16 protein-coding genes and 1 tRNA gene are annotated in these 17,851 nt (G+C 46.6%); 1 reads left to right on the top strand and 16 read right to left on the bottom strand.

From position 1 onward, the window contains the following. Positions 1 to 71: 71 nt before the first annotated feature. The 9 genes from bamC to FD977_RS04910 form a co-directional block, all read right to left on the bottom strand. Positions 72 to 1,220 (bottom strand): outer membrane protein assembly factor BamC, encoded by a 1,149-nt coding sequence (bamC, locus tag FD977_RS04950; protein WP_215306834.1) that lies wholly within the window; start codon positions 1,218 to 1,220, stop codon positions 72 to 74. Beyond that, positions 1,217 to 2,089: a 4-hydroxy-tetrahydrodipicolinate synthase gene (dapA, locus tag FD977_RS04945; protein WP_215307053.1), complete on the bottom strand. Its 873-nt coding sequence runs from the start codon at positions 2,087 to 2,089 to the stop codon at positions 1,217 to 1,219. The genes bamC and dapA overlap by 4 nt, the downstream gene beginning before the upstream one ends. 76 nt (positions 2,090 to 2,165) lie before the next feature. Beyond that, entirely contained in the window at positions 2,166 to 2,720 is a 555-nt protein-coding gene (locus FD977_RS04940; protein WP_215307052.1) for a bifunctional 2-polyprenyl-6-hydroxyphenol methylase/3-demethylubiquinol 3-O-methyltransferase UbiG, read from the bottom strand. Between the two features lie 16 nt (positions 2,721 to 2,736). Next, positions 2,737 to 3,939, bottom strand: coding sequence for a tryptophan--tRNA ligase (locus FD977_RS04935; protein ID WP_215306832.1), 1,203 nt, complete (start codon positions 3,937 to 3,939; stop codon positions 2,737 to 2,739). A 51-nt stretch (positions 3,940 to 3,990) separates the two neighbouring features. After that, positions 3,991 to 4,839, bottom strand: coding sequence for a 3',5'-nucleoside bisphosphate phosphatase (locus tag FD977_RS04930; RefSeq protein WP_215306831.1), 849 nt, complete (start codon positions 4,837 to 4,839; stop codon positions 3,991 to 3,993). A gap of 9 nt (positions 4,840 to 4,848) precedes the next feature. Continuing rightward, the gene (gene zapE / locus FD977_RS04925; RefSeq protein ID WP_215306829.1) at positions 4,849 to 5,952 is read right to left on the bottom strand and encodes a cell division protein ZapE; all 1,104 of its coding nucleotides are present in this window, start codon (positions 5,950 to 5,952) and stop codon (positions 4,849 to 4,851) included. Then, a complete protein-coding gene (gene lpdA, locus FD977_RS04920; RefSeq protein WP_215306827.1) occupies positions 5,953 to 7,389 on the bottom strand; it encodes a dihydrolipoyl dehydrogenase in 1,437 nt (478 codons plus the stop codon). 11 nt (positions 7,390 to 7,400) lie between these two features. Continuing rightward, positions 7,401 to 8,609: a 2-oxoglutarate dehydrogenase complex dihydrolipoyllysine-residue succinyltransferase gene (gene odhB / locus FD977_RS04915; RefSeq protein ID WP_215306826.1), complete on the bottom strand. Its 1,209-nt coding sequence runs from the start codon at positions 8,607 to 8,609 to the stop codon at positions 7,401 to 7,403. A gap of 42 nt (positions 8,610 to 8,651) precedes the next feature. Next, positions 8,652 to 11,507 (bottom strand): 2-oxoglutarate dehydrogenase E1 component, encoded by a 2,856-nt coding sequence (locus FD977_RS04910; protein WP_215306824.1) that lies wholly within the window; start codon positions 11,505 to 11,507, stop codon positions 8,652 to 8,654. A 298-nt stretch (positions 11,508 to 11,805) separates the two neighbouring features. Here FD977_RS04910 and FD977_RS04905 point away from each other — a divergent pair, with 298 nt between their 5' ends. Further along, entirely contained in the window at positions 11,806 to 12,507 is a 702-nt protein-coding gene (locus tag FD977_RS04905) for an excisionase family DNA-binding protein (protein WP_215306822.1), read from the top strand. Positions 12,508 to 12,597: 90 nt separating this feature from the next. On the opposite strand, the gene FD977_RS04900 is transcribed toward FD977_RS04905, so the two are convergent. The 7 genes from FD977_RS04900 to pheS all read right to left on the bottom strand — a co-directional run bounded on the left by FD977_RS04900 (position 12,598) and on the right by pheS (position 17,843). Then, positions 12,598 to 12,882 carry an H-NS family nucleoid-associated regulatory protein gene (locus FD977_RS04900; protein WP_215306821.1) on the bottom strand — a complete coding sequence of 95 codons (285 nt, stop codon included), beginning with the start codon at positions 12,880 to 12,882 and terminating at the stop codon, positions 12,598 to 12,600. A gap of 203 nt (positions 12,883 to 13,085) precedes the next feature. After that, positions 13,086 to 13,487, bottom strand: coding sequence for a PaaI family thioesterase (locus FD977_RS04895; RefSeq protein ID WP_215306819.1), 402 nt, complete (start codon positions 13,485 to 13,487; stop codon positions 13,086 to 13,088). Positions 13,488 to 13,509: 22 nt separating this feature from the next. Beyond that, a tRNA-Pro gene (locus FD977_RS04890) sits at positions 13,510 to 13,586 on the bottom strand. A 25-nt stretch (positions 13,587 to 13,611) separates the two neighbouring features. Then, positions 13,612 to 13,962, bottom strand: a complete 351-nt coding sequence (locus FD977_RS04885; RefSeq protein WP_215306817.1) for a MerR family transcriptional regulator — start codon at positions 13,960 to 13,962, stop codon at positions 13,612 to 13,614. Then, positions 13,940 to 14,263: an integration host factor subunit alpha gene (locus FD977_RS04880; protein ID WP_046330087.1), complete on the bottom strand. Its 324-nt coding sequence runs from the start codon at positions 14,261 to 14,263 to the stop codon at positions 13,940 to 13,942. Before FD977_RS04880 ends, FD977_RS04885 begins: the two co-directional genes overlap by 23 nt. Positions 14,264 to 14,305: 42 nt before the next feature. Next, positions 14,306 to 16,765, bottom strand: coding sequence for a phenylalanine--tRNA ligase subunit beta (gene pheT, locus FD977_RS04875; RefSeq protein ID WP_215306815.1), 2,460 nt, complete (start codon positions 16,763 to 16,765; stop codon positions 14,306 to 14,308). 31 nt (positions 16,766 to 16,796) lie between these two features. Then, positions 16,797 to 17,843, bottom strand: a complete 1,047-nt coding sequence (gene pheS / locus FD977_RS04870; RefSeq protein ID WP_215306813.1) for a phenylalanine--tRNA ligase subunit alpha — start codon at positions 17,841 to 17,843, stop codon at positions 16,797 to 16,799. Between the last annotated feature and the right edge of the window lie 8 nt (positions 17,844 to 17,851).

Genomic DNA, 17,851 nt, shown 5'->3' with positions numbered 1-17,851 from the left:
TCTTCTTCTTGAAGAAAAAAAGCCGCTGAGAAGCGGCTTTTTTATTTACTCAGTTTTCTAAGCTTTAATACCTATCTAGCCATTTGCTCCGTCAGCAATGTTAGAAGCTGCAATCCAGCAGCGGTATTTTCAGGCTTACCATCTGCGTTTTGAACGTATACACTTGAAGAATTTTCACCAGTCGATTTAACCACGACGAGGTATTTCTTAGCCTTCAAGCTTGAGTCGTCTTTGCTGCTAAACAGATTAGTGAAAAATCCTTTGGTATCACCCAAATCTTTAGGATTCACATAACGTACGTAGTAAACGCCATTCGTACGATTACGATCTTCAACGGTAAAGTTGGAGCGATCTAAGGCAAGTCCAGTATCACGCCATGCACGATCAAAGCCAGCAGCCATCTCGATATAAGCGGTATTTACGCCCTCTTGAACTAGTTTTGCCTTAGGTGTCTTCGGACCCAGTGGTGCTGCAACCTGAGCCTTCGCCATTTCTTGAGTCATACCCAAGCGCTCCATCAAGCGAGCCAAGAATGCTGCTTCGAGCTCAGGATCATTTGGGCGTGCAGTCCAGATAGTTGATATACAAGAGCCAGTACTATCGGTTGTACATTTTTCGATCGCACCTCGTTGGGTGATATAAATTTCTGTTTCGTCAGGCTTACTGACTTCAAGACGGGTCTTGTACTTATCGCGCTCACCAGTATCGTAAAGAGAATCTAATGCACCACCAATTGCAGAGCGAATAAAGTCTTGCGCGATCCTAGCGCGGTTCTCCGCCCAATCAGTTTCCATAATGCCGGTAGAGGGTGAGTCAATCACCAATAGGAAACCATTCTCTTGCCAGAAATCTTTAATTTGTGGATATAGCTCTGGAGCTGGCTTTTCTACAACCAACCAACGACGCTCTCCATCACGTGCGATACGCATACCTGGAATGCCGGTCATGACATTCTTGCGAGTCTGTACTGATTTTTTTACTGCAGCGTTGTACTCAGACATGGTGGCAGAACCATCCTGAACGATATAACGACGGTCAGCTTGAGCAGTAATCAGGTCTGGCGGATAAGATAAATTAGGCCCACGCACAGCACCAGCAGACTTGTAGTCGACCGTGTCATTCGTTGTTACAGATTTACAGCCAAGCAAAACAATACTTACTAAAGAGAGCATTAGTAGAGTTGCACAGTGTTGGCGCAGGAGTTGCATCGAATTCATCATAGTAAGCCAGCCTGTTTTAATGCAGTCTTCAAAGGTTCGCGTAAGGCAACACTCAAAGGGGTTAAAGGTAATCGAATACCTGAGGTCACTTTACCCATTTGATGTAGGGCCCATTTCACAGGAATTGGATTTGCCTCAGTAAACATGGCTTTATGTACAGCCAGTAATTGATATTGAATCGCGCGCGTCTTGACGACATTATCGGACATTGCAGCCTGACACAGCTCATGCATCAAACGGGGTGCAATATTAGCCGTTACAGAAATATTGCCCTTGCCACCCATCAGCATCAGCATTGCTGCACTCAGATCATCGCCAGAAAATACGGAAAAGTCTTGGTGCCCAGCACGCTGGAGATCGGCTAATAACAAAGTGCCGCGCTCAATACTTCCGGTAGCATCTTTGATGCCGATGATGCCTGGAACTCCTGCTAGGCGCACAGTAGTCTCGCCAGCAAGATCAGCAACGGTTCTACCGGGAACGTTATACAGAATTACAGGCAGATCAACCGACTCTGCAATCTTCTTAAAATGGGCATACATGCCATCTTGGGTTGGCTTATTGTAATAAGGCACCACCTGCAGACTGGCATCAGCGCCAACCGACTTGGCAAAATTAGTTAGCTCGATTGCCTCAGTAGTGGAATTACCACCAGTGCCAGCGATCACTGGAATACGCCCAGCAATATGATCAACAGTCACTTTAATGAGCTCACAATGTTCTTCTACGGATACCGTGGGAGACTCTCCACTAGTACCAACAATCACAATGCCATCAGAACCTTCGGCTACATGCCAATCGAGCAAGGAACGTAAAGCCGGAAAATCCAGACTTCCATCCTCGAACATTGGCGTCACAATCGCAGGCATACTTCCTGCGATAGGCTTTTTACTGACTTTGGATTGTGTTGTATTAGTCACTGAATGTGTCTGATTTTTCTGAATGTTAACCAACAAATTGTAACGGAATGCACCCTTTTAAATGCCCTTTTACGGCACAAATCCGCTGAATCATCGCTGGTTTAGGTTGATCGAGATAAATATCCTCATAGGCAATCACTTTCAGACCTGAACGCTCTGCCAAAGCCAGCAATTCCCCTGAATTTAGCAAGAAATTGGGGTTTGAAGGTTTACCGAATACCGCATTCCCATCGGCAAAGGTCTCATAGATGAGTACGCCACCCTCAGATAGCATTTTGGGCAACTCTTCTAAAAATGGTCGATAAAGATAGTTCGTCACCACAATTCCTGAAAACCGCTGGCCTAGCAAGGGCAAAACTGAGCCCTCTAGGTCGAGTTTTTGGATTTGAACAGCATCACTTTTCAGGGGCTCAATAGCCGAAATATCTTGGTCAACTGCCAGAATGCGATGACCTAAAGAAGCAAGCAAGCTAGTATGTCGACCGGAGCCACAGGCCAGGTCAAGAGCTACCCCTTCTGTTGGGATTGCTGCAGCAAAACGCTTCACCCAAGGCGAAGCATTTGCGATTGCATCATGCATTGCAGTCAAGATTGCCTCAGTCGTAAGCCAAGCCCATGGACTCTCGGACCTCGCGCATGGTTTCTTGAGCAACCTTACGCGCTTTATCGGAACCATCAGCAATGATGGAGCGCAATAAGCTTGGGTCATCCAAGTATTTCTGGGCGCGCTCAAACATGGGCTGCTGTTCGGCAAGAATGGCATCAATTACAGGCTGCTTGCACTCTAAGCAACCGATACCTGCAGATTGGCATTCTTTTTGAACCCAAGTTTTGGTGTCTTCGTTCGAGTACACCGTATGAAGTTGCCACACAGGACAACGCGCAGGATCACCTGGATCAGTTCTACGCACCCTGGCAGGATCGGTTGGCATAGTGCGGATTGAGCGAATCACTTCTTCAGGTTTTTCGCGAATGCTAATCGTATTACCGTAAGACTTGGACATCTTCTGTCCATCGATACCCGGCATGCGGGAAGCCGAAGTTAACAAAGCTTGTGGTTCTGGCAGAATAATTTTGCGAGCACCTTCTAAGAAACCAAACAGTCTCTCGCGATCAGCCATCGACAAACTTTGCGCTTCTTGTAATAGTGCTTGAGCTTGCTCTAGAGCTTCTTCATCGCCCCGCTCCTGAAAAGCGATACGCAATTCAGCATACATTTTGGCGCGCTTACTACCCAATTTTTTAACCGCCTCCAAGGCTTTCTCTTCAAAGCCAGGCTCGCGTCCATAGAGATAGTTAAAACGACGCGCAACTTCACGAGTCATCTCCACGTGTGGCACTTGATCTTCGCCCACCGGCACAAACTGAGCGCGGTACATCAAAATATCAGCAGCTTGCAACAAGGGGTAACCCAAGAAACCGTAAGTCTGTAAATCTTTCTCTTTGAGTTTTTCGATTTGATCTTTATACGTTGGCACGCGCTCCAACCAACCCAAAGGAGTACCCATCGCCAGCAATAGAAATAGCTCTGCATGCTCCGGCACTTTGCTCTGGATAAATAAAGTTGCTTGGTTCGGATCTACACCACATGCTAACCAGTCAATCACCATATCCCAAACCGATTTCTCGATCACATCTGGAGTTTCGTAATGGGTAGTTAAGGCGTGCCAGTCTGCGACAAAAAAGTAGCAGGGATACTCGGACTGTAAGCGAACCCAGTTCTTTAAAACACCATGGTAATGGCCGAGGTGCAAGCTACCTGTTGGTCGCATGCCAGAGAGAACACGTTCTGCAAACATCTTGATCTTTATTCTTTAAGGGTAATTAATTAGGTTGAGTGTAAAGGCCGCTTAATGAAACAGCGACCATACTGGAGTCAAATGATCCGGCAAATGTGGCAAGGTACCAAGGTCAATATAACTTTCCTCTGGGTCATGAAAATCGGACCCACGAGAAGCTAAAAATCCATAATGCTGAGCAATCTTGCCATAGGTTTGATATTGATTCGGACTATGACTGCCAGTAATGACTTCAATGGCCATGCCGCCGATTTCTTTAAAGTGCTTGTAGAGTTCATCCATCTGCATAGCGTTCAGTTTGTAACGGCCAGGATGCGCAATCACAGCAGCACCCCCCGCCCTTTTAATCCAGGCAACCGCATCATCTAGTGTTGCCCAGAGGTGCGGCACATAACCCGGCTTGTCTTCCACCAGATATCTTTTAAAGACCTGGTCAGTATCTTTGCAAATGCCCTGCTCCACCAGAAAGCGTGCAAAGTGGGTACGAGAAATCAGTTCTTGGTTACCCGCAAAAAGCAATGCACCTTCATAGGCACCAGGTATCCCAGCTTTCAATAATTGTTCGGCCATCTGCTTCGCGCGATTACCGCGTCCTTCGCGAGTGCGACGCAAGCCCTCTAGAATCCCTGTATGGCTAGCATCAATGCCTAGGCCAACGATATGGATGGTTTGCCCCATCCAAGTTACCGAAATCTCGACCCCAGGTAAATAGTCCATACCCAGTGCGCTTGCAGCAATCTGTGCCCTCGCTTGGCCACCCAGCTCATCATGATCGGTCAATGCCCATAAACGCACTCCGTTAGCATAGGCGCGTTCAGCCAACTGCTCAGGCGTGAGCGTGCCATCAGAAACAACGGAGTGGCAGTGTAAATCTGCGTTTAGGCTGGAATTGCTAGTCATCACCCTATTTTAGGTCAAGCTGGTATCAATTACCCGGCGAGGTGCATCCAGGTAATCACGAGACTGCATCTCAATTAAACGAGAAACCGTTCTGGAGAACTCACTGGTAATCTGGCCCTCGGTATATAAATCGGCCGCCGGGACCTCTGCAGAGATGATTAGTTTGATTTTATGGTCATAGAGAACGTCAATCAGCCAAATAAAGCGGCGAGCTTCATTGGTCATTCTGGGGGGCATATAAGGCACCCCAGACAAAATTACCGTATGAAACAGCTTAGCAATCTCCAAATAGTCGTTTTGTGACCTTGGGCCACAGCACAGTGTTTGAAAATCAAACCAAACCACCCCTTCGGCCATATGTACGGGCCTTAGCTCTCGAGATTCAATCCGCAGTACTGGACGGGCAGTCTCTTTTTCATTACCAATTAAGCCTTTAAACATCTGCATCAAGATCGCATGGTTTGCGGCATTAACTGGTGTCAGGTAAGCCTCAACTTGAGCCATCTGCACGCGGCGATAGTCATTGCCAGCATCGACATTCATGACATCAAGCTGCTCCTCCAATAGCTTAATAGCCGGCAGCAAGCGATCGCGATGCAAGCCGTTGGGATAAAGCTGGTTAGGCTGATAATTTGAGGTCATCACAAACTGGACGCGATCTTCAAAGAGTGCGCTCAGCAAGCGATACAAAATCATGGCATCGGCAATGTCATTAATATGAAACTCATCAAAACAGATGAGCCGGTATCTATTGGCAATTCTTTTGGCAAGTTCATCCAGTGGATCTGCCATACCAGAGAGCTCATGAAGCTCGCGATGCACTTCTCGCATAAATTCATGAAAATGAATACGGATCTTTTTCTCTAGAGGGGATGCAGCAAAAAAGATATCCATCAAAAAGGATTTGCCGCGACCGACTCCGCCCCATAAGTAGACGCCACGAGGGAGTTTTGGTTTAAAGAGTTTCTTTTTTAAACCACTGTTGCGAATTTCTTTGTAAGCAACCCACTCATCTTCGCAGCGCTGCAAACGCTCAATAGCAGCGAGCTGCGCGGGATCGCTTTGATACCCGCGCGCCTTTAACTCTTGATGGTAGTACTCTAATGCTTTCAATTACATGTTTAATGCACGTTTATCCGTCGCTAATGCTGCCTCGCGAACCACTTCCGATAGACTTGGATGTGGATGACAGATACGTGCAATATCTTCTGCTGCTGCTTTAAATTCCATTGCTACGGCCGCTTCAGCAATTAAGTCAGAAGCATTCGGTCCAATGATGTGAACGCCCAAGATTTCATCTGTTTTTTCATCGGCCAATACTTTGACAAAACCATCAGCACGATCCATGCCTAGGGCACGACCGTTCGCTGCGAATGGGAACTGTCCTGCTTTATAAGCAATACCAGCCTGCTTAAGCTGCTCTTCAGTTCTACCAACCCAAGCAATTTCAGGATCGGTATAAATCACCCAAGGGATACAGTTGTAATCAATATGTGGTTTTTGACCAGCAATAATTTCAGCAACGAGCACACCTTCGTCTTCAGCTTTATGAGCCAACATCGGCCCACGCACGACATCACCCACAGCGTAAACGCCAGGCGCTGCTGTTGCACAAGTATGGTCATCAACTGGAATAAACCCACGCTCATCCACTTTTAGACCGATCTTATCGAGACCTAGTTTGTCCGTATTGGGAACCCTGCCAACAGAAACGATTAAACGATCGCACTCCAACTTCTGAGCCTTGCCTTCGCTATCAGTGTAGTTAACTACAACACCTTTTTTATCTGCCTTAACTTCACCAATTTTGACGCCCATATTCATCTTGAGGCCTTGCTTGATGAAGATCTTGTGTGCTTCTTTTGCAATACCTTGATCACATGCACCCAAGAAAGTGGGGAGCGCCTCCAGAATCGTCACATCAGAACCAACACGGCGCCATACAGATCCGAGCTCCAGGCCGATTACACCAGCACCAATGACGCCAAGCTTCTTCGGAATGGAATCAAACTTGAGACCTCCTTCGTTATCGCTTATCAACACGTTATCAACAGGAATGCCTGGCAAATGACGCGCTTTAGATCCAGTAGCAATGATCACGTTTTTAGCGGTAATCACTTCTTTATCTTTACCGTTAATTTTGACTTGATAACCATCAGTACCCTTACCTTCAAAAGACGCATGGCCTTTTAATAAGGTAATTTTGTTTTTACGAAACAAGAACTGAATACCAGCAGTCATCTTGGTCACAATCGCATCTTTACGAGCAATCATCTTGCCGGAATCTAACTTCACTGATCCAACGGTAATGCCGTGGTCTGCTAGGTGATGACTAACTTTCTCAAACTCTTCAGAAGAGGCAAGCAAGGCTTTAGAAGGAATACAGCCGACGTTCAAGCAAGTTCCGCCAAGGCGTATTTCACCCTTTGGATCGTCAAAAGAATTTGATTCAGCGCAGGCAACCTTAAAGCCGAGTTGCGCCGCACGAATCGCAGCGATGTAACCACCAGGGCCACCGCCGATTACTACTACGTCAAATGATTGGCTCATGCTCTTCTCTCTTAAAGGTCGAGGAGAAGACGTGAAGGATCTTCCAATGCATCTTTCATGGCGACTAAACCAAGCACTGCCTCACGACCGTCAATAATGCGGTGGTCATATGACAAAGCTAGGTAGTTAATCGGACGAATCACGATTTGACCGTTCTCAACCACTGCACGCTCTTTAGTTGCATGAATGCCTAAGATCGCAGACTGTGGAGGGTTAATGATTGGGGTAGAAAGCATCGAACCAAACACACCACCATTAGAGATGGAGAATGTTCCGCCGGTTAAGTCTTCTAATGACAACTTACCATCGCGAGCTTTTGCACCAAACTCCGCAATCTTTTTCTCGATGTCAGCTAAATTCATTTGATCCACATCACGCAGAATTGGAACTACCAAGCCACGCGGTGAGCTCACTGCAATGCCGATGTCAAAGTAACCGTGATATACGATGTCATTGCCATCAACAGATGCATTCAGTAATGGGAACTTCTTCAATGCATGGGTAGCCGCTTTAACAAAGAAGGACATAAAGCCTAACTTCACGCCATGCACTTTTTCAAACTGATCTTTGTACTTATTACGCATAGCAATGACTGGAGCCATGTTGACTTCGTTAAAAGTAGTCAAAATTGCGTTGTTTGCTTGAGACTCGAGTAAACGCTCAGCAATACGGGCACGCAAGCGGCTCATTGGCACACGCTCTTCTGGACGGTTACCCGACAGAATTGGTGCACTTGGCAATACAGCTGAAGATGAACCCCCGGCAACAGCATTGAGCGCATCACCTTTAGTAACGCGACCATCACGACCAGAGCCTGCAACTTGGCCAGCGGTCATATTGTTTTCAGCCAAAATTTTTGCTGCAGAAGGTGCGGCAGCAGCGCCAGTTGATTTTGCTGCGGGCGCAGCTTTAGCTGGCGCAGCAGCTGGAGCGGCTGCAGGTGCCGGTGCAGCAGCTGCAGGAGCTGCAGCAGCAACAGCTGTACTATCAATTTTCGCAATCAATTGCTCAGCAATTACTGTGCCACCATCAGCAATCAGGATTTCTGTAACCACGCCAGCAGACGGTGAAGGAACTTCCAGTACAACTTTGTCAGTCTCAATTTCAATCAAGATCTCATCTTGACCGACAGCATCGCCAACTTTCTTTTTCCATTGCAACAAAGTAGCTTCTGCTACTGACTCTGAGAGCTGGGGAACTTTAACTTCAAAAATAGCCATGATTAATCCTGTTTAGTATTTATATGTGAGTGAGGTCTACGATTACTTCGTAATGACATAACCCTTGAGTTTTGCGAATGCTGCATTCAGAAGTGACTTCTGTTGTTCTTGATGGAGGTGAGCGTAGCCACAAGCTGGTGAAGCAGAAGCTGGACGGCCTGCATAGGCCAACTTCATCCCCTCAGACATATTCTCCAAAATATTGTGCTGAACAAAGAACCAAGCGCCTTGGTTTTGCGGCTCATCTTGACACCACACCACCTCTTCCAAGTTTGGATATTTCTTTAACTCAACAGTCAACGCTTTGTGCGGGAATGGATAGAGCTGCTCCAAACGAATAATCGCCACATCCTCTAGTTTTTTCTCGGTACGCGCTTTGGCTAAGTCGTAATAGACTTTGCCAGAACACATGATCAATCGAGTGACCTTTTTGCCATCGATACTCTCATCGCGCTCCCCAAGAATGGTATGAAAACCACCCTTTGTAAACTCAGACAATGGCGAAGCAGCTTCTTTATTACGCAACAATGATTTTGGTGTCATCAAGATCAGCGGCTTACGGAACTGACGAATCATTTGGCGACGCAAGACGTGGAAGATCTGCGATGCGGTCGTTGGCTGAATCACTTGCATATTAGTGTCGGCACATAACTGCATAAAGCGCTCTAAACGTGCAGATGAGTGCTCCGGACCTTGACCCTCATAGCCATGAGGCAACATCATGACCAGGCCGTTTGCACGACCCCACTTCACTTCTCCTGAGGCGATAAATTGGTCGATTACCACTTGAGCACCATTTGCAAAGTCACCGAACTGAGCTTCCCAAATAGTCAGGGTATTTGGCTCTGCAGCGGCGTAACCATACTCAAAACCCAGCACTGCCTCTTCGGAGAGGATGGAATCAATCACTAAGAAAGGAGCTTGATCTTTGGCGATATGGCGCAGGGGAATGTAGACCCCAGTGTCCCATTTTTCGCGGTTTTGATTATGCAAAACGGCATGACGATGAGTGAAGGTGCCGCGGCCACTATCCTCGCCTGATAAGCGAACTGGATAACCGCTCGCCACCAGGGATGCAAAAGCCATATGCTCACCCATACCCCAGTCAACATTAGTTTCACCGCGGCCCATGGCAGAACGATCTTTTAAGACCTTTTCAACCAACGGGTGCACCTTGAATCCTTCTCTCGCAGTAGACACTCGCTCTGCTAAGCGCTTCCACTCAGTCAATGGGATCGCAGTATCCGCCTCATCGGTCCAACGCTTATTCAGAAATGGAGACCAATCAACTGCAAACTTACCTTTGAAGTTACTGAGAACGGGGTCAGAAGTCTGCTTACCAGCATCCATGGCCGCGCGATACTCTTTCACCATTAATTCACCGGTGCCGGCAGGTAATACACCTTGAGCTTCTAATTTATCTGCATACAACTTACGTGTACCCGGATGAGCTGCGATGATCTTGTACATCAACGGCTGCGTCATTGCTGGAGTGTCTTGCTCGTTATGGCCCAGCTTTCTGAAGCAAACAATATCAATGGCCACATCTTTGTGGAACTGAGTACGGAACTCAACGGCTAGCTGGGTAGCCAAAACAACCGCTTCAGGATCATCGCCGTTCACATGCAATACAGGCGCATCAATCACCTTCATGATGTCTGTGCAATACAAGCTAGAACGCAAATCACGAGGATCAGATGTAGTGAAACCAATCTGATTATTAATCACGATATGAATCGTGCCGCCAGTGTAGTAACCGCGCACCTCTGCCATTGCCAAGGTTTCCTGCATCACACCTTGACCTGCAATAGCCGCATCTCCATGCACTAATACTGGCAATACTTGCTCACCCACCATATCACCACGGCGCTCCATACGAGCGCGTGCAGAACCCTCTACTACTGGGTTCACGATTTCTAAATGGGAGGGGTTAAATGCTAGCGATAGATGGACGGGTCCGGCTGGAGTAGAAATATCACTCGAGAACCCTTGGTGATACTTCACATCACCCGCAGGCAATGTTTCTGGGCCTTTGTGCTCAAACTCAGCAAAAAGATCTGAAGGCATTTTTCCTAAGACGTTCACCAGCACATTCAGTCGGCCACGATGGGCCATACCAATCACAATCTCTTGAACGCCCTTAGCACCTGACTCACGAATCAACTCATCCATACAGGCAATGAAGCTCTCACCACCCTCGAGAGAGAAACGCTTTTGACCAACATACTTGGCTTGAAGATAACGCTCTAAACCTTCTGCTGAAGTCACGCGATCCAAAATATGGCGCTTCTCATCGATATTAAAGCTTGGAGTCGAACGAATCGACTCTAATTTTTCTTGCCACCATTTCTTAATGGTCTGATCCGCAATGAACATGTACTCAGCACCCAAGGTGCCACAGTAAGTTTGACGCAATGCTTGCAGTAAATCACGCAAGGTCATTTCGTTACGACCAAAGAAGGTATTGCTAGTATTGAAGACGATATCCATATCGCCATCAGTGAAGCCATAAAAAGCAGGATCTAACTCTGGAATATCCTTGCGCTCAATTCGCTTCAAAGGATCAATATCAGCCCAGCGGTTACCAACGTTACGATATGCGGCGATTAACTGCTGAACGGCAACGCGTTTGCGCCCCATCTCAGAGTCAGCCGAATCAGAAACTGTTCTGATAGGGCCTTGCTTAGCTCGCTCAGCAAAGGAAGCAACAATAGGTCCATGGGCGACGTCTGATCTAGAAGAGCCATCCACTGCTGGGACTTGCTTCACATTATCAAAATAATCTCGCCAATGGTCAGCTACCGAGCCTGGATCATGCAAATAGGATTCGTAGAGTTCCTCTACGTAAGGGGCGTTTCCACCGAAGAGATAGGAGCTATCTCTTTGATCTTGCATCATGATGCTCACCTTTCATCGGGTTTCCCGAATAAAGACTGTGGTTAAAACCATTCGCTCTGCGGCTAAACCACTTTACGAATTGATCTGTGCGAATACTCTTACAACCTATCTAATTTAACACGACTACCCATTGATTCATAAAGGACTTTCCCTAATTAGGGGGCTTTCAAGGCAATCCTCACTTTTTAAGGGCTGAATAAGAATTTTCCTACTCTGATTTAAACCATGCCTGACAGATTCCCCCAGACTTGATTCGTATTCTCTAAATCTCCAAATAAATTAATGAGATTAGGGACATATGAAAGCGATTACCCCAGAATTGGAATATCTAAGCACCCGTCAAAGCGCAAAAGTGCTACAGGTATCACTTGGCACAGTCCAGAAAATGGTTGAATTAGGTGAATTAATCGCCTGGAAGACGCGTGGGGGTCACCGGCGCATCTTGGCAAGCTCTCTAGAGCAGCAACTTGCTCGTCGTAAAAGAGCAATGCGCCAAAAGACTACTCAAAACTGCATTGCCATGGGGATATTCAGAAGGGCTGAAAATAGCCATGAATTAATCGAATCCATTCAATGCTGGCAGCTAAAGGTGGATATGGAAGTATCTGTTGATAGCCTTGAGGGTCTAATGAAGGCAGTTTCAATTTCCCCCGACCTCATATTCCTAGACGCCCTGATTCCACCAGTTGAGCAAGTGCATCTCATCCATTACTTGAGCAAAAACAGGGATACACAGCGCATTCCCATTTTGGTAGACGAGGGATTTATTCGCCTTCATCCTGGGGTTATCGGCCTGGCCGATGAAAATACAGTTCGCGTAAAGACGCGCTACCCAGAAGTTCTGCAAGAGGAGCTTGAAAATGGCCTGATTGACCAAAATCCTCTGATTATTGGCTATCCAGCTACTAATCCAGAGTTTGAGAATACCGTGGGGGATAAAAATCGCCACGAACTCTTAGAGCCTATATTTATTCAGGCGCTCAATAGAAAGTGCGCCTAGACTCTAAAGTAGCTTCAAAAAAACATAAAAGCCGCTCAATCTTGCAATGAGCGGCTTTTTTAAATAAAAAAATCTATTTAAATCAATGGTTTATATTAAGAAGTTACTGCGATCTCTACCTTCAATCCATTTTGGCGCCTTACCGCGACCAGTCCAAGTATCACCAGTAGAGGGATTGCGGTACTTTGGAGCAACCTTAGCACCAGAACTGCGCGCACCAGTTTTACGGCTGAATAAGTCTGAAGCGCTTAAGTCGTATTGCTCAATGATGAGTTTAGCTTTAGCAATCCCATCAGCCTTTTCACGTAAAACTGCTTCTTTAATCTGTTTATCCAACAATTCACGTTGGGCTAACAACTCTTTATATGATGACATATTTAATTTATCCAGATAATAGGTTGTTGGAGTAAAAAATAATTTTTTACTCCTAGAACTCTATTATATCAATATATTAAAAAATAATCATTTATATTGAAAATTCACTTATAACCCTATGAAAATAAGCCTATATTGCAATAATGAACTAGATAACCAACATAATCATTATAAATACTATATTTATAATGGGTATATAAATATTACCTTCTCAGCATAAATGTACCGCTAGATTTAGCAGTAACTTCACCAGCCTCATTCAATACGACGGCCTCGCAGTAATGAATCGTCTTACCAAACTTCAGAACACTGCCCTCCACCACAATCTTGCCAATACTTGGGCGCAGGAAGCTGACGTTCATGTCAATGGTCATAGCGCCAAGTTGCTGGTTCACAGTACTGCGAGCTGCCGCCCCCATCGCAAAGTCCAGAAGGGTCATGACAACACCGCCATGAGCAATCTGAAAGCTATTCTCAAATTCTGGTTTGATGACCAGGCTAATGCGCGACTTCCCCCCTTCGGCATACTCAGGAACAACCCCTAAGTGAGCTAAAAACGGGATGGTCAATCCAAAATACGTAGTGTTATTTGAGTTTGATGTCATAGGAAGAGGATGCGAAGTTGAATGGTCGGGGCGAGAGGATTTGAACCTCCGACCACATGCACCCCATGCATGTACGCTACCAGGCTGCGCTACGCCCCGACGGGAAAAGAAATTGTATCAGTAACTATTTAGAGAGAATTTGCAGGACAGCTTGCAACTCATCGCGCAAGCGAAGCTCACCACGAGCCTCATCAAGGCGATTGCGGGCGCCACTGATTGTGAAGCCCTCTTCATATAAAAGCGCCCTAATCTTGCGAATTAGGACAACTTCATGATGTTGATAGTAGCGACGATTACCGCGACGCTTTTGCGGACTTAATTGGGTGAACTCTTGCTCCCAATAGCGCAATACATGAGAACGAACGCCGCAAAGGTCAGATACCTCACCGATAGTGAAATAACGCTTAGCGGGAATTGGGGGGAGCTGCGAACTTAGCAGCACCGACCCAGCATCAAATGCTGTTTTCTCGAGCATGAGACTCAACTACATCCTTGAGCTTTTGGCTTGCATGAAATGTTACAACGCGACGGGCTGCAATTGGAATCATTTGACCGGTTTTCGGATTACGACCTGGACGGGCAGATTTATTGCGTAGCTGGAAATTACCAAATCCAGAAATCTTTACCTCAACGCCTGTCTCGAGAGATTTCCCAATACGGTCAAAGAAGGCGTCAATCATATCCTTGGCTTCGCGCTTATTTAAGCCAACTTGATCAAAGAGAGCTTCCGAGAGCTCATTCTTGGTAACGGTATCGTTGCTAACTAAATCATTCATGGCGAAAGTCTCTTCTTACTTGATCTGTTACTAATATTAAACCTAGCGCAGACGGGCTGCGCAATTTTTTTCGAGTGTCGCTAATAAAGCAGTCATTACCGCTTCAATTTGTGCATCCTGTAGCGTTTCCTGTGGATTGAGCAAAGTCACACGGTAGGCCAAGCTCTTCTCATCATCAGCCATACTGCTAGAGCCAGCTTTTGGCTTGAACTCATCAAAGAGCTCAATTGCCTTAACAAAGTTTTGCTTCTTCGCATTCATTGCATCAAGCAAAGTCTGTGAGGAAACGGCCTGCTTTACCACTACTGCCAAATCTCGTTGCACTGCAGGAAATTTACTCAACTCTTCTGGCTGCGGAATACCTAAATTGCGAATGGCTTCTAAATCCATTTCAAAGAGCACTGGTGCTTGTGGCAACTCGTAAGCTTGCTGCAAGCCTGGGTGTAATTCGCCAATCCAGCCAATATTGAGCTTGCCAGCTGGTGTTATTAACTGAATTTGTGCACTGCGGCCAGGATGGAGCGCTGGATGAACGGCTGCCTCAGTTGTGAAATACAAGGGATCGAGCACACGCTCCAAATCACCCTTCACGTCAAAGAAATCAACTGCACGATCAGCGCTTGCCCACTGCTCTGCTACGAATGAGCCGTAAGCCAGGCCACCAAGCTGCTGCGGCTGATGAAAGCCCGCAACTTTACCAGCCCCTTCATGCACGCTAGGATCACGCTTAAATACACGACCCGTCTCGAACAGGCGGACACGACCAGCACCACGATTCAGATTTGACTTGAGATTACCCAGCAAACCACCCCACAGATTGCTGCGCATGACGCCATATTGATTGGCAATGGGGTTAAGTACCGAAATAAGATCTTTTTCAGTAGCTGCGGCTAAACGCTGCTCACTCTCAAGATCGGTAAATCCAAAGTTCACCGCCTCTTGATAGCCTTGTAGAGCTAAACGCTGGCGCAATAAATGCACTCCGCGCTTTGCCTCAGCCCTAGCACTCATTTTTAAAGAGGAGACTGGCGGCACATCAGGAATATTTTCAAAGCCGTACATGCGTGCGACTTCTTCGATTAAATCTTCCTCAATTTCGATATCAAAGCGATAGCTTGGTGGTGTCACCACAAATACATCGCCTGCTTCTTGTTTGAACTCAAAACCGAGACGTTTAAACACATCAGTAACAATTTCAGCAGTTAGCGGAATACCAATGACTTTCATGGCACGTGCTAAACGCATGCTGACTGGTTTACGCTCAGGGATAGCCAATACTTGATCATCCATTGGGCCAACTTGGCCACCGCATACTTCGACAATCAGAGTTGTTAGATACTCTAGGCAGTTAGCTGTATTTTGTGGATCAACACCACGCTCAAAGCGATGCGCTGCATCGGTACTGAAATTAAAACGACGAGCACGCCCCTGAATTGCTGAAGGCTGCCAATAAGCAGCTTCAACATAAATATTTTTAGTGTCATCGGTCACTGCGCAATGATTACCACCCATGATGCCGGCTAATGCTACGGGGCCACTTTGGTCAGCAACCACACCAGCATCTTGAATCTTACCTGCAGAATCTGGGCCTTGCAAAAAAACTGTCTGGCCATTCAATAACTCAAGGCTTTCACCGGACTTTGCCCAGCGAACTGATAAGTCGCCAGTTAATTTATCAATATCAAATACATGGGTTGGCTGACCCATTTCTAACATCACATAGTTAGACAAATCAACTAGAGGAGAAATCCTTCTTTGGCCTGCACGAGATAAACGCTGCACAATCCAATCCGGTGTTTTAGCTTTTGGATTAACACCACGAATCACGCGACCAGCAAAACGACCACAAAGATCAGTGTTTTCAACACTCACTTTGAGCTTGTCCTGTATAGAAACATCTACAGGAGTCCACTTAGGGGCACACAATGCAGCGCCTGTAATTGCTGACACTTCACGTGCCATGCCCATTAGAGATAAACAATCAGCCTTGTTCGGCGTTAACTTAATCACAAAGATCTGGTCATCTAGGTTTAAGTATTTGCGAATATCCTCACCCACTGGTGCATCTGCAGGCAACTCCAGAATACCCTCGTGATCATCACCTAGACCAAGCTCACGACCAGAGCACAGCATGCCTTGGCTTTCTGCGCCGCGCAGCTTGCCAATCTTAATCATGAAGGGCTTTCCACCAGCTTCTGCTGGTGGTAACTCTGCTCCAACCATTGCGCAAGGGATTTTGATGCCAGCACGTGCATTCGGTGCACCGCAAACAATTTGTAACTCTTGGCCAGTTCCCGCATCTACCTTGCAAACACGCAAGCGGTCTGCATCAGGATGCTGCTCTGCCGAAAGAATTTGAGCAACCACAATTTTTGTGAATGCAGGCGCAACTGAATGCTGCTCTTCAACTTCAAGGCCTGCCATCGTCATTGCATGACCTAAGGCATTGCTATCAAGCGAAGGATTTACGTATTGGCGTAACCAAGATTCAGAAAATTGCATATGCGCTATCTACTATTAAAAGGTTAGCCGATTAAGCTGGAAATTGCGCCAAGAAACGGAGGTCGTTCTCAAAGAAAAGACGTAAATCATCAACGCCGTAACGCAACATCGTCAAACGCTCTAATCCAGATCCAAAAGCAAAACCGGTATAGCGCTCTGGATCAATACCCATATTGCGCAATACATTGGGATGAACCTGCCCTGCGCCAGAAATCTCTAACCAACGGCCGGCTAGCTTACCGCTACCGAAGGCCATATCGATTTCAGCTGAAGGCTCAGTGAATGGGAAATACGATGGGCGAAAACGAACTTGCAATTCATTCGTCTCAAAAAAGGTTCTTAAGAAATCGGTGTACACACCCTTAAGATCAGCAAAAGAAACACCCTCGGCAATCCACAAGCCTTCTACCTGATGAAACATCGGTGAATGGGTTGCGTCGCTATCCACGCGATAGGTTCTGCCAGGCGCAATCACTTTGATTGGTGGCATGACATCAGCATGGGCATATTTCTTAACATGCTCGCTTGCATAGCGAACCTGTATCGGGCTGGTGTGCGTGCGCAATAACAAAGGTTTCCCATTGGAATCTTTGCCATCAATATAGAAGGTGTCCTGCATTGAACGCGCAGGATGATTCTCGGGACTATTTAAGGCGGTGAAATTAAACCAATCGGTTTCAATTTCAGGACCGTCAGCTACATCAAAACCAATAGAGCGGAAGATCTCTTCAACACGTTCCCAGGTGCGCATCACAGGATGCAAGCTACCTACTGCTTGGCCGCGGCCAGGCAAAGAAACGTCAATCGATTCCGCCGCAAGACGTTGCAGCAATACCGCATCAGCCAATGCTTGGCGACGCTCTTGTAATGCAACTTCTACTTGGGTTTTGATTTGATTAATTTGGGCGCCAGCACTCTTACGTTCATCAGGCGACATTCCACCAAGCGCTTTTAAACGCTCAGTGAGAACACCTGACTTACCGAGATACTTGGCTTTCGCGTCCTCAAGAGCTGCCGAATCGGCAGCTCCGTGGAAATCACGTTTAGCATCCTCGACAATGTGGTCGAGAGAAACCATTGCAGCTT

The organism is Polynucleobacter sp. AP-Elch-400A-B2 (genome assembly GCF_018688355.1).
In the GTDB taxonomy this organism is placed as follows: domain Bacteria; phylum Pseudomonadota; class Gammaproteobacteria; order Burkholderiales; family Burkholderiaceae; genus Polynucleobacter.
The sequence above is the reverse complement of the archived record's forward strand: the minus strand, read 5'-3'. Positions and strand labels throughout refer to the sequence as shown.

Excerpts from the sequence above, each read along its gene's own strand:
- FD977_RS04895 (WP_215306819.1), bottom strand. The coding sequence starts at position 13,487 with ATGACATCAAACTCAAATAACACTACGTATTTTGGATTGACCATCCCG.
- dapA (WP_215307053.1), bottom strand. The coding sequence starts at position 2,089 with ATGCCTGCGATTGTGACGCCAATGTTCGAGGATGGAAGTCTGGATTTT.
- lpdA (WP_215306827.1), bottom strand. The coding sequence starts at position 7,389 with ATGAGCCAATCATTTGACGTAGTAGTAATCGGCGGTGGCCCTGGTGGT.
- pheT (WP_215306815.1), bottom strand. The coding sequence starts at position 16,765 with ATGCAATTTTCTGAATCTTGGTTACGCCAATACGTAAATCCTTCGCTT.
- FD977_RS04940 (WP_215307052.1), bottom strand. The coding sequence starts at position 2,720 with ATGCATGATGCAATCGCAAATGCTTCGCCTTGGGTGAAGCGTTTTGCT.
- bamC (WP_215306834.1), bottom strand. The coding sequence starts at position 1,220 with ATGATGAATTCGATGCAACTCCTGCGCCAACACTGTGCAACTCTACTA.
- FD977_RS04880 (WP_046330087.1), bottom strand. The coding sequence starts at position 14,263 with ATGAATGATTTAGTTAGCAACGATACCGTTACCAAGAATGAGCTCTCG.
- odhB (WP_215306826.1), bottom strand. The coding sequence starts at position 8,609 with ATGGCTATTTTTGAAGTTAAAGTTCCCCAGCTCTCAGAGTCAGTAGCA.
- FD977_RS04935 (WP_215306832.1), bottom strand. The coding sequence starts at position 3,939 with ATGTTTGCAGAACGTGTTCTCTCTGGCATGCGACCAACAGGTAGCTTG.
- FD977_RS04905 (WP_215306822.1), top strand. The coding sequence starts at position 11,806 with ATGAAAGCGATTACCCCAGAATTGGAATATCTAAGCACCCGTCAAAGC.
- FD977_RS04885 (WP_215306817.1), bottom strand. The coding sequence starts at position 13,962 with ATGCTCGAGAAAACAGCATTTGATGCTGGGTCGGTGCTGCTAAGTTCG.
- FD977_RS04910 (WP_215306824.1), bottom strand. The coding sequence starts at position 11,507 with ATGATGCAAGATCAAAGAGATAGCTCCTATCTCTTCGGTGGAAACGCC.
- pheS (WP_215306813.1), bottom strand. The coding sequence starts at position 17,843 with ATGGTTTCTCTCGACCACATTGTCGAGGATGCTAAACGTGATTTCCAC.
- FD977_RS04930 (WP_215306831.1), bottom strand. The coding sequence starts at position 4,839 with ATGACTAGCAATTCCAGCCTAAACGCAGATTTACACTGCCACTCCGTT.
- FD977_RS04900 (WP_215306821.1), bottom strand. The coding sequence starts at position 12,882 with ATGTCATCATATAAAGAGTTGTTAGCCCAACGTGAATTGTTGGATAAA.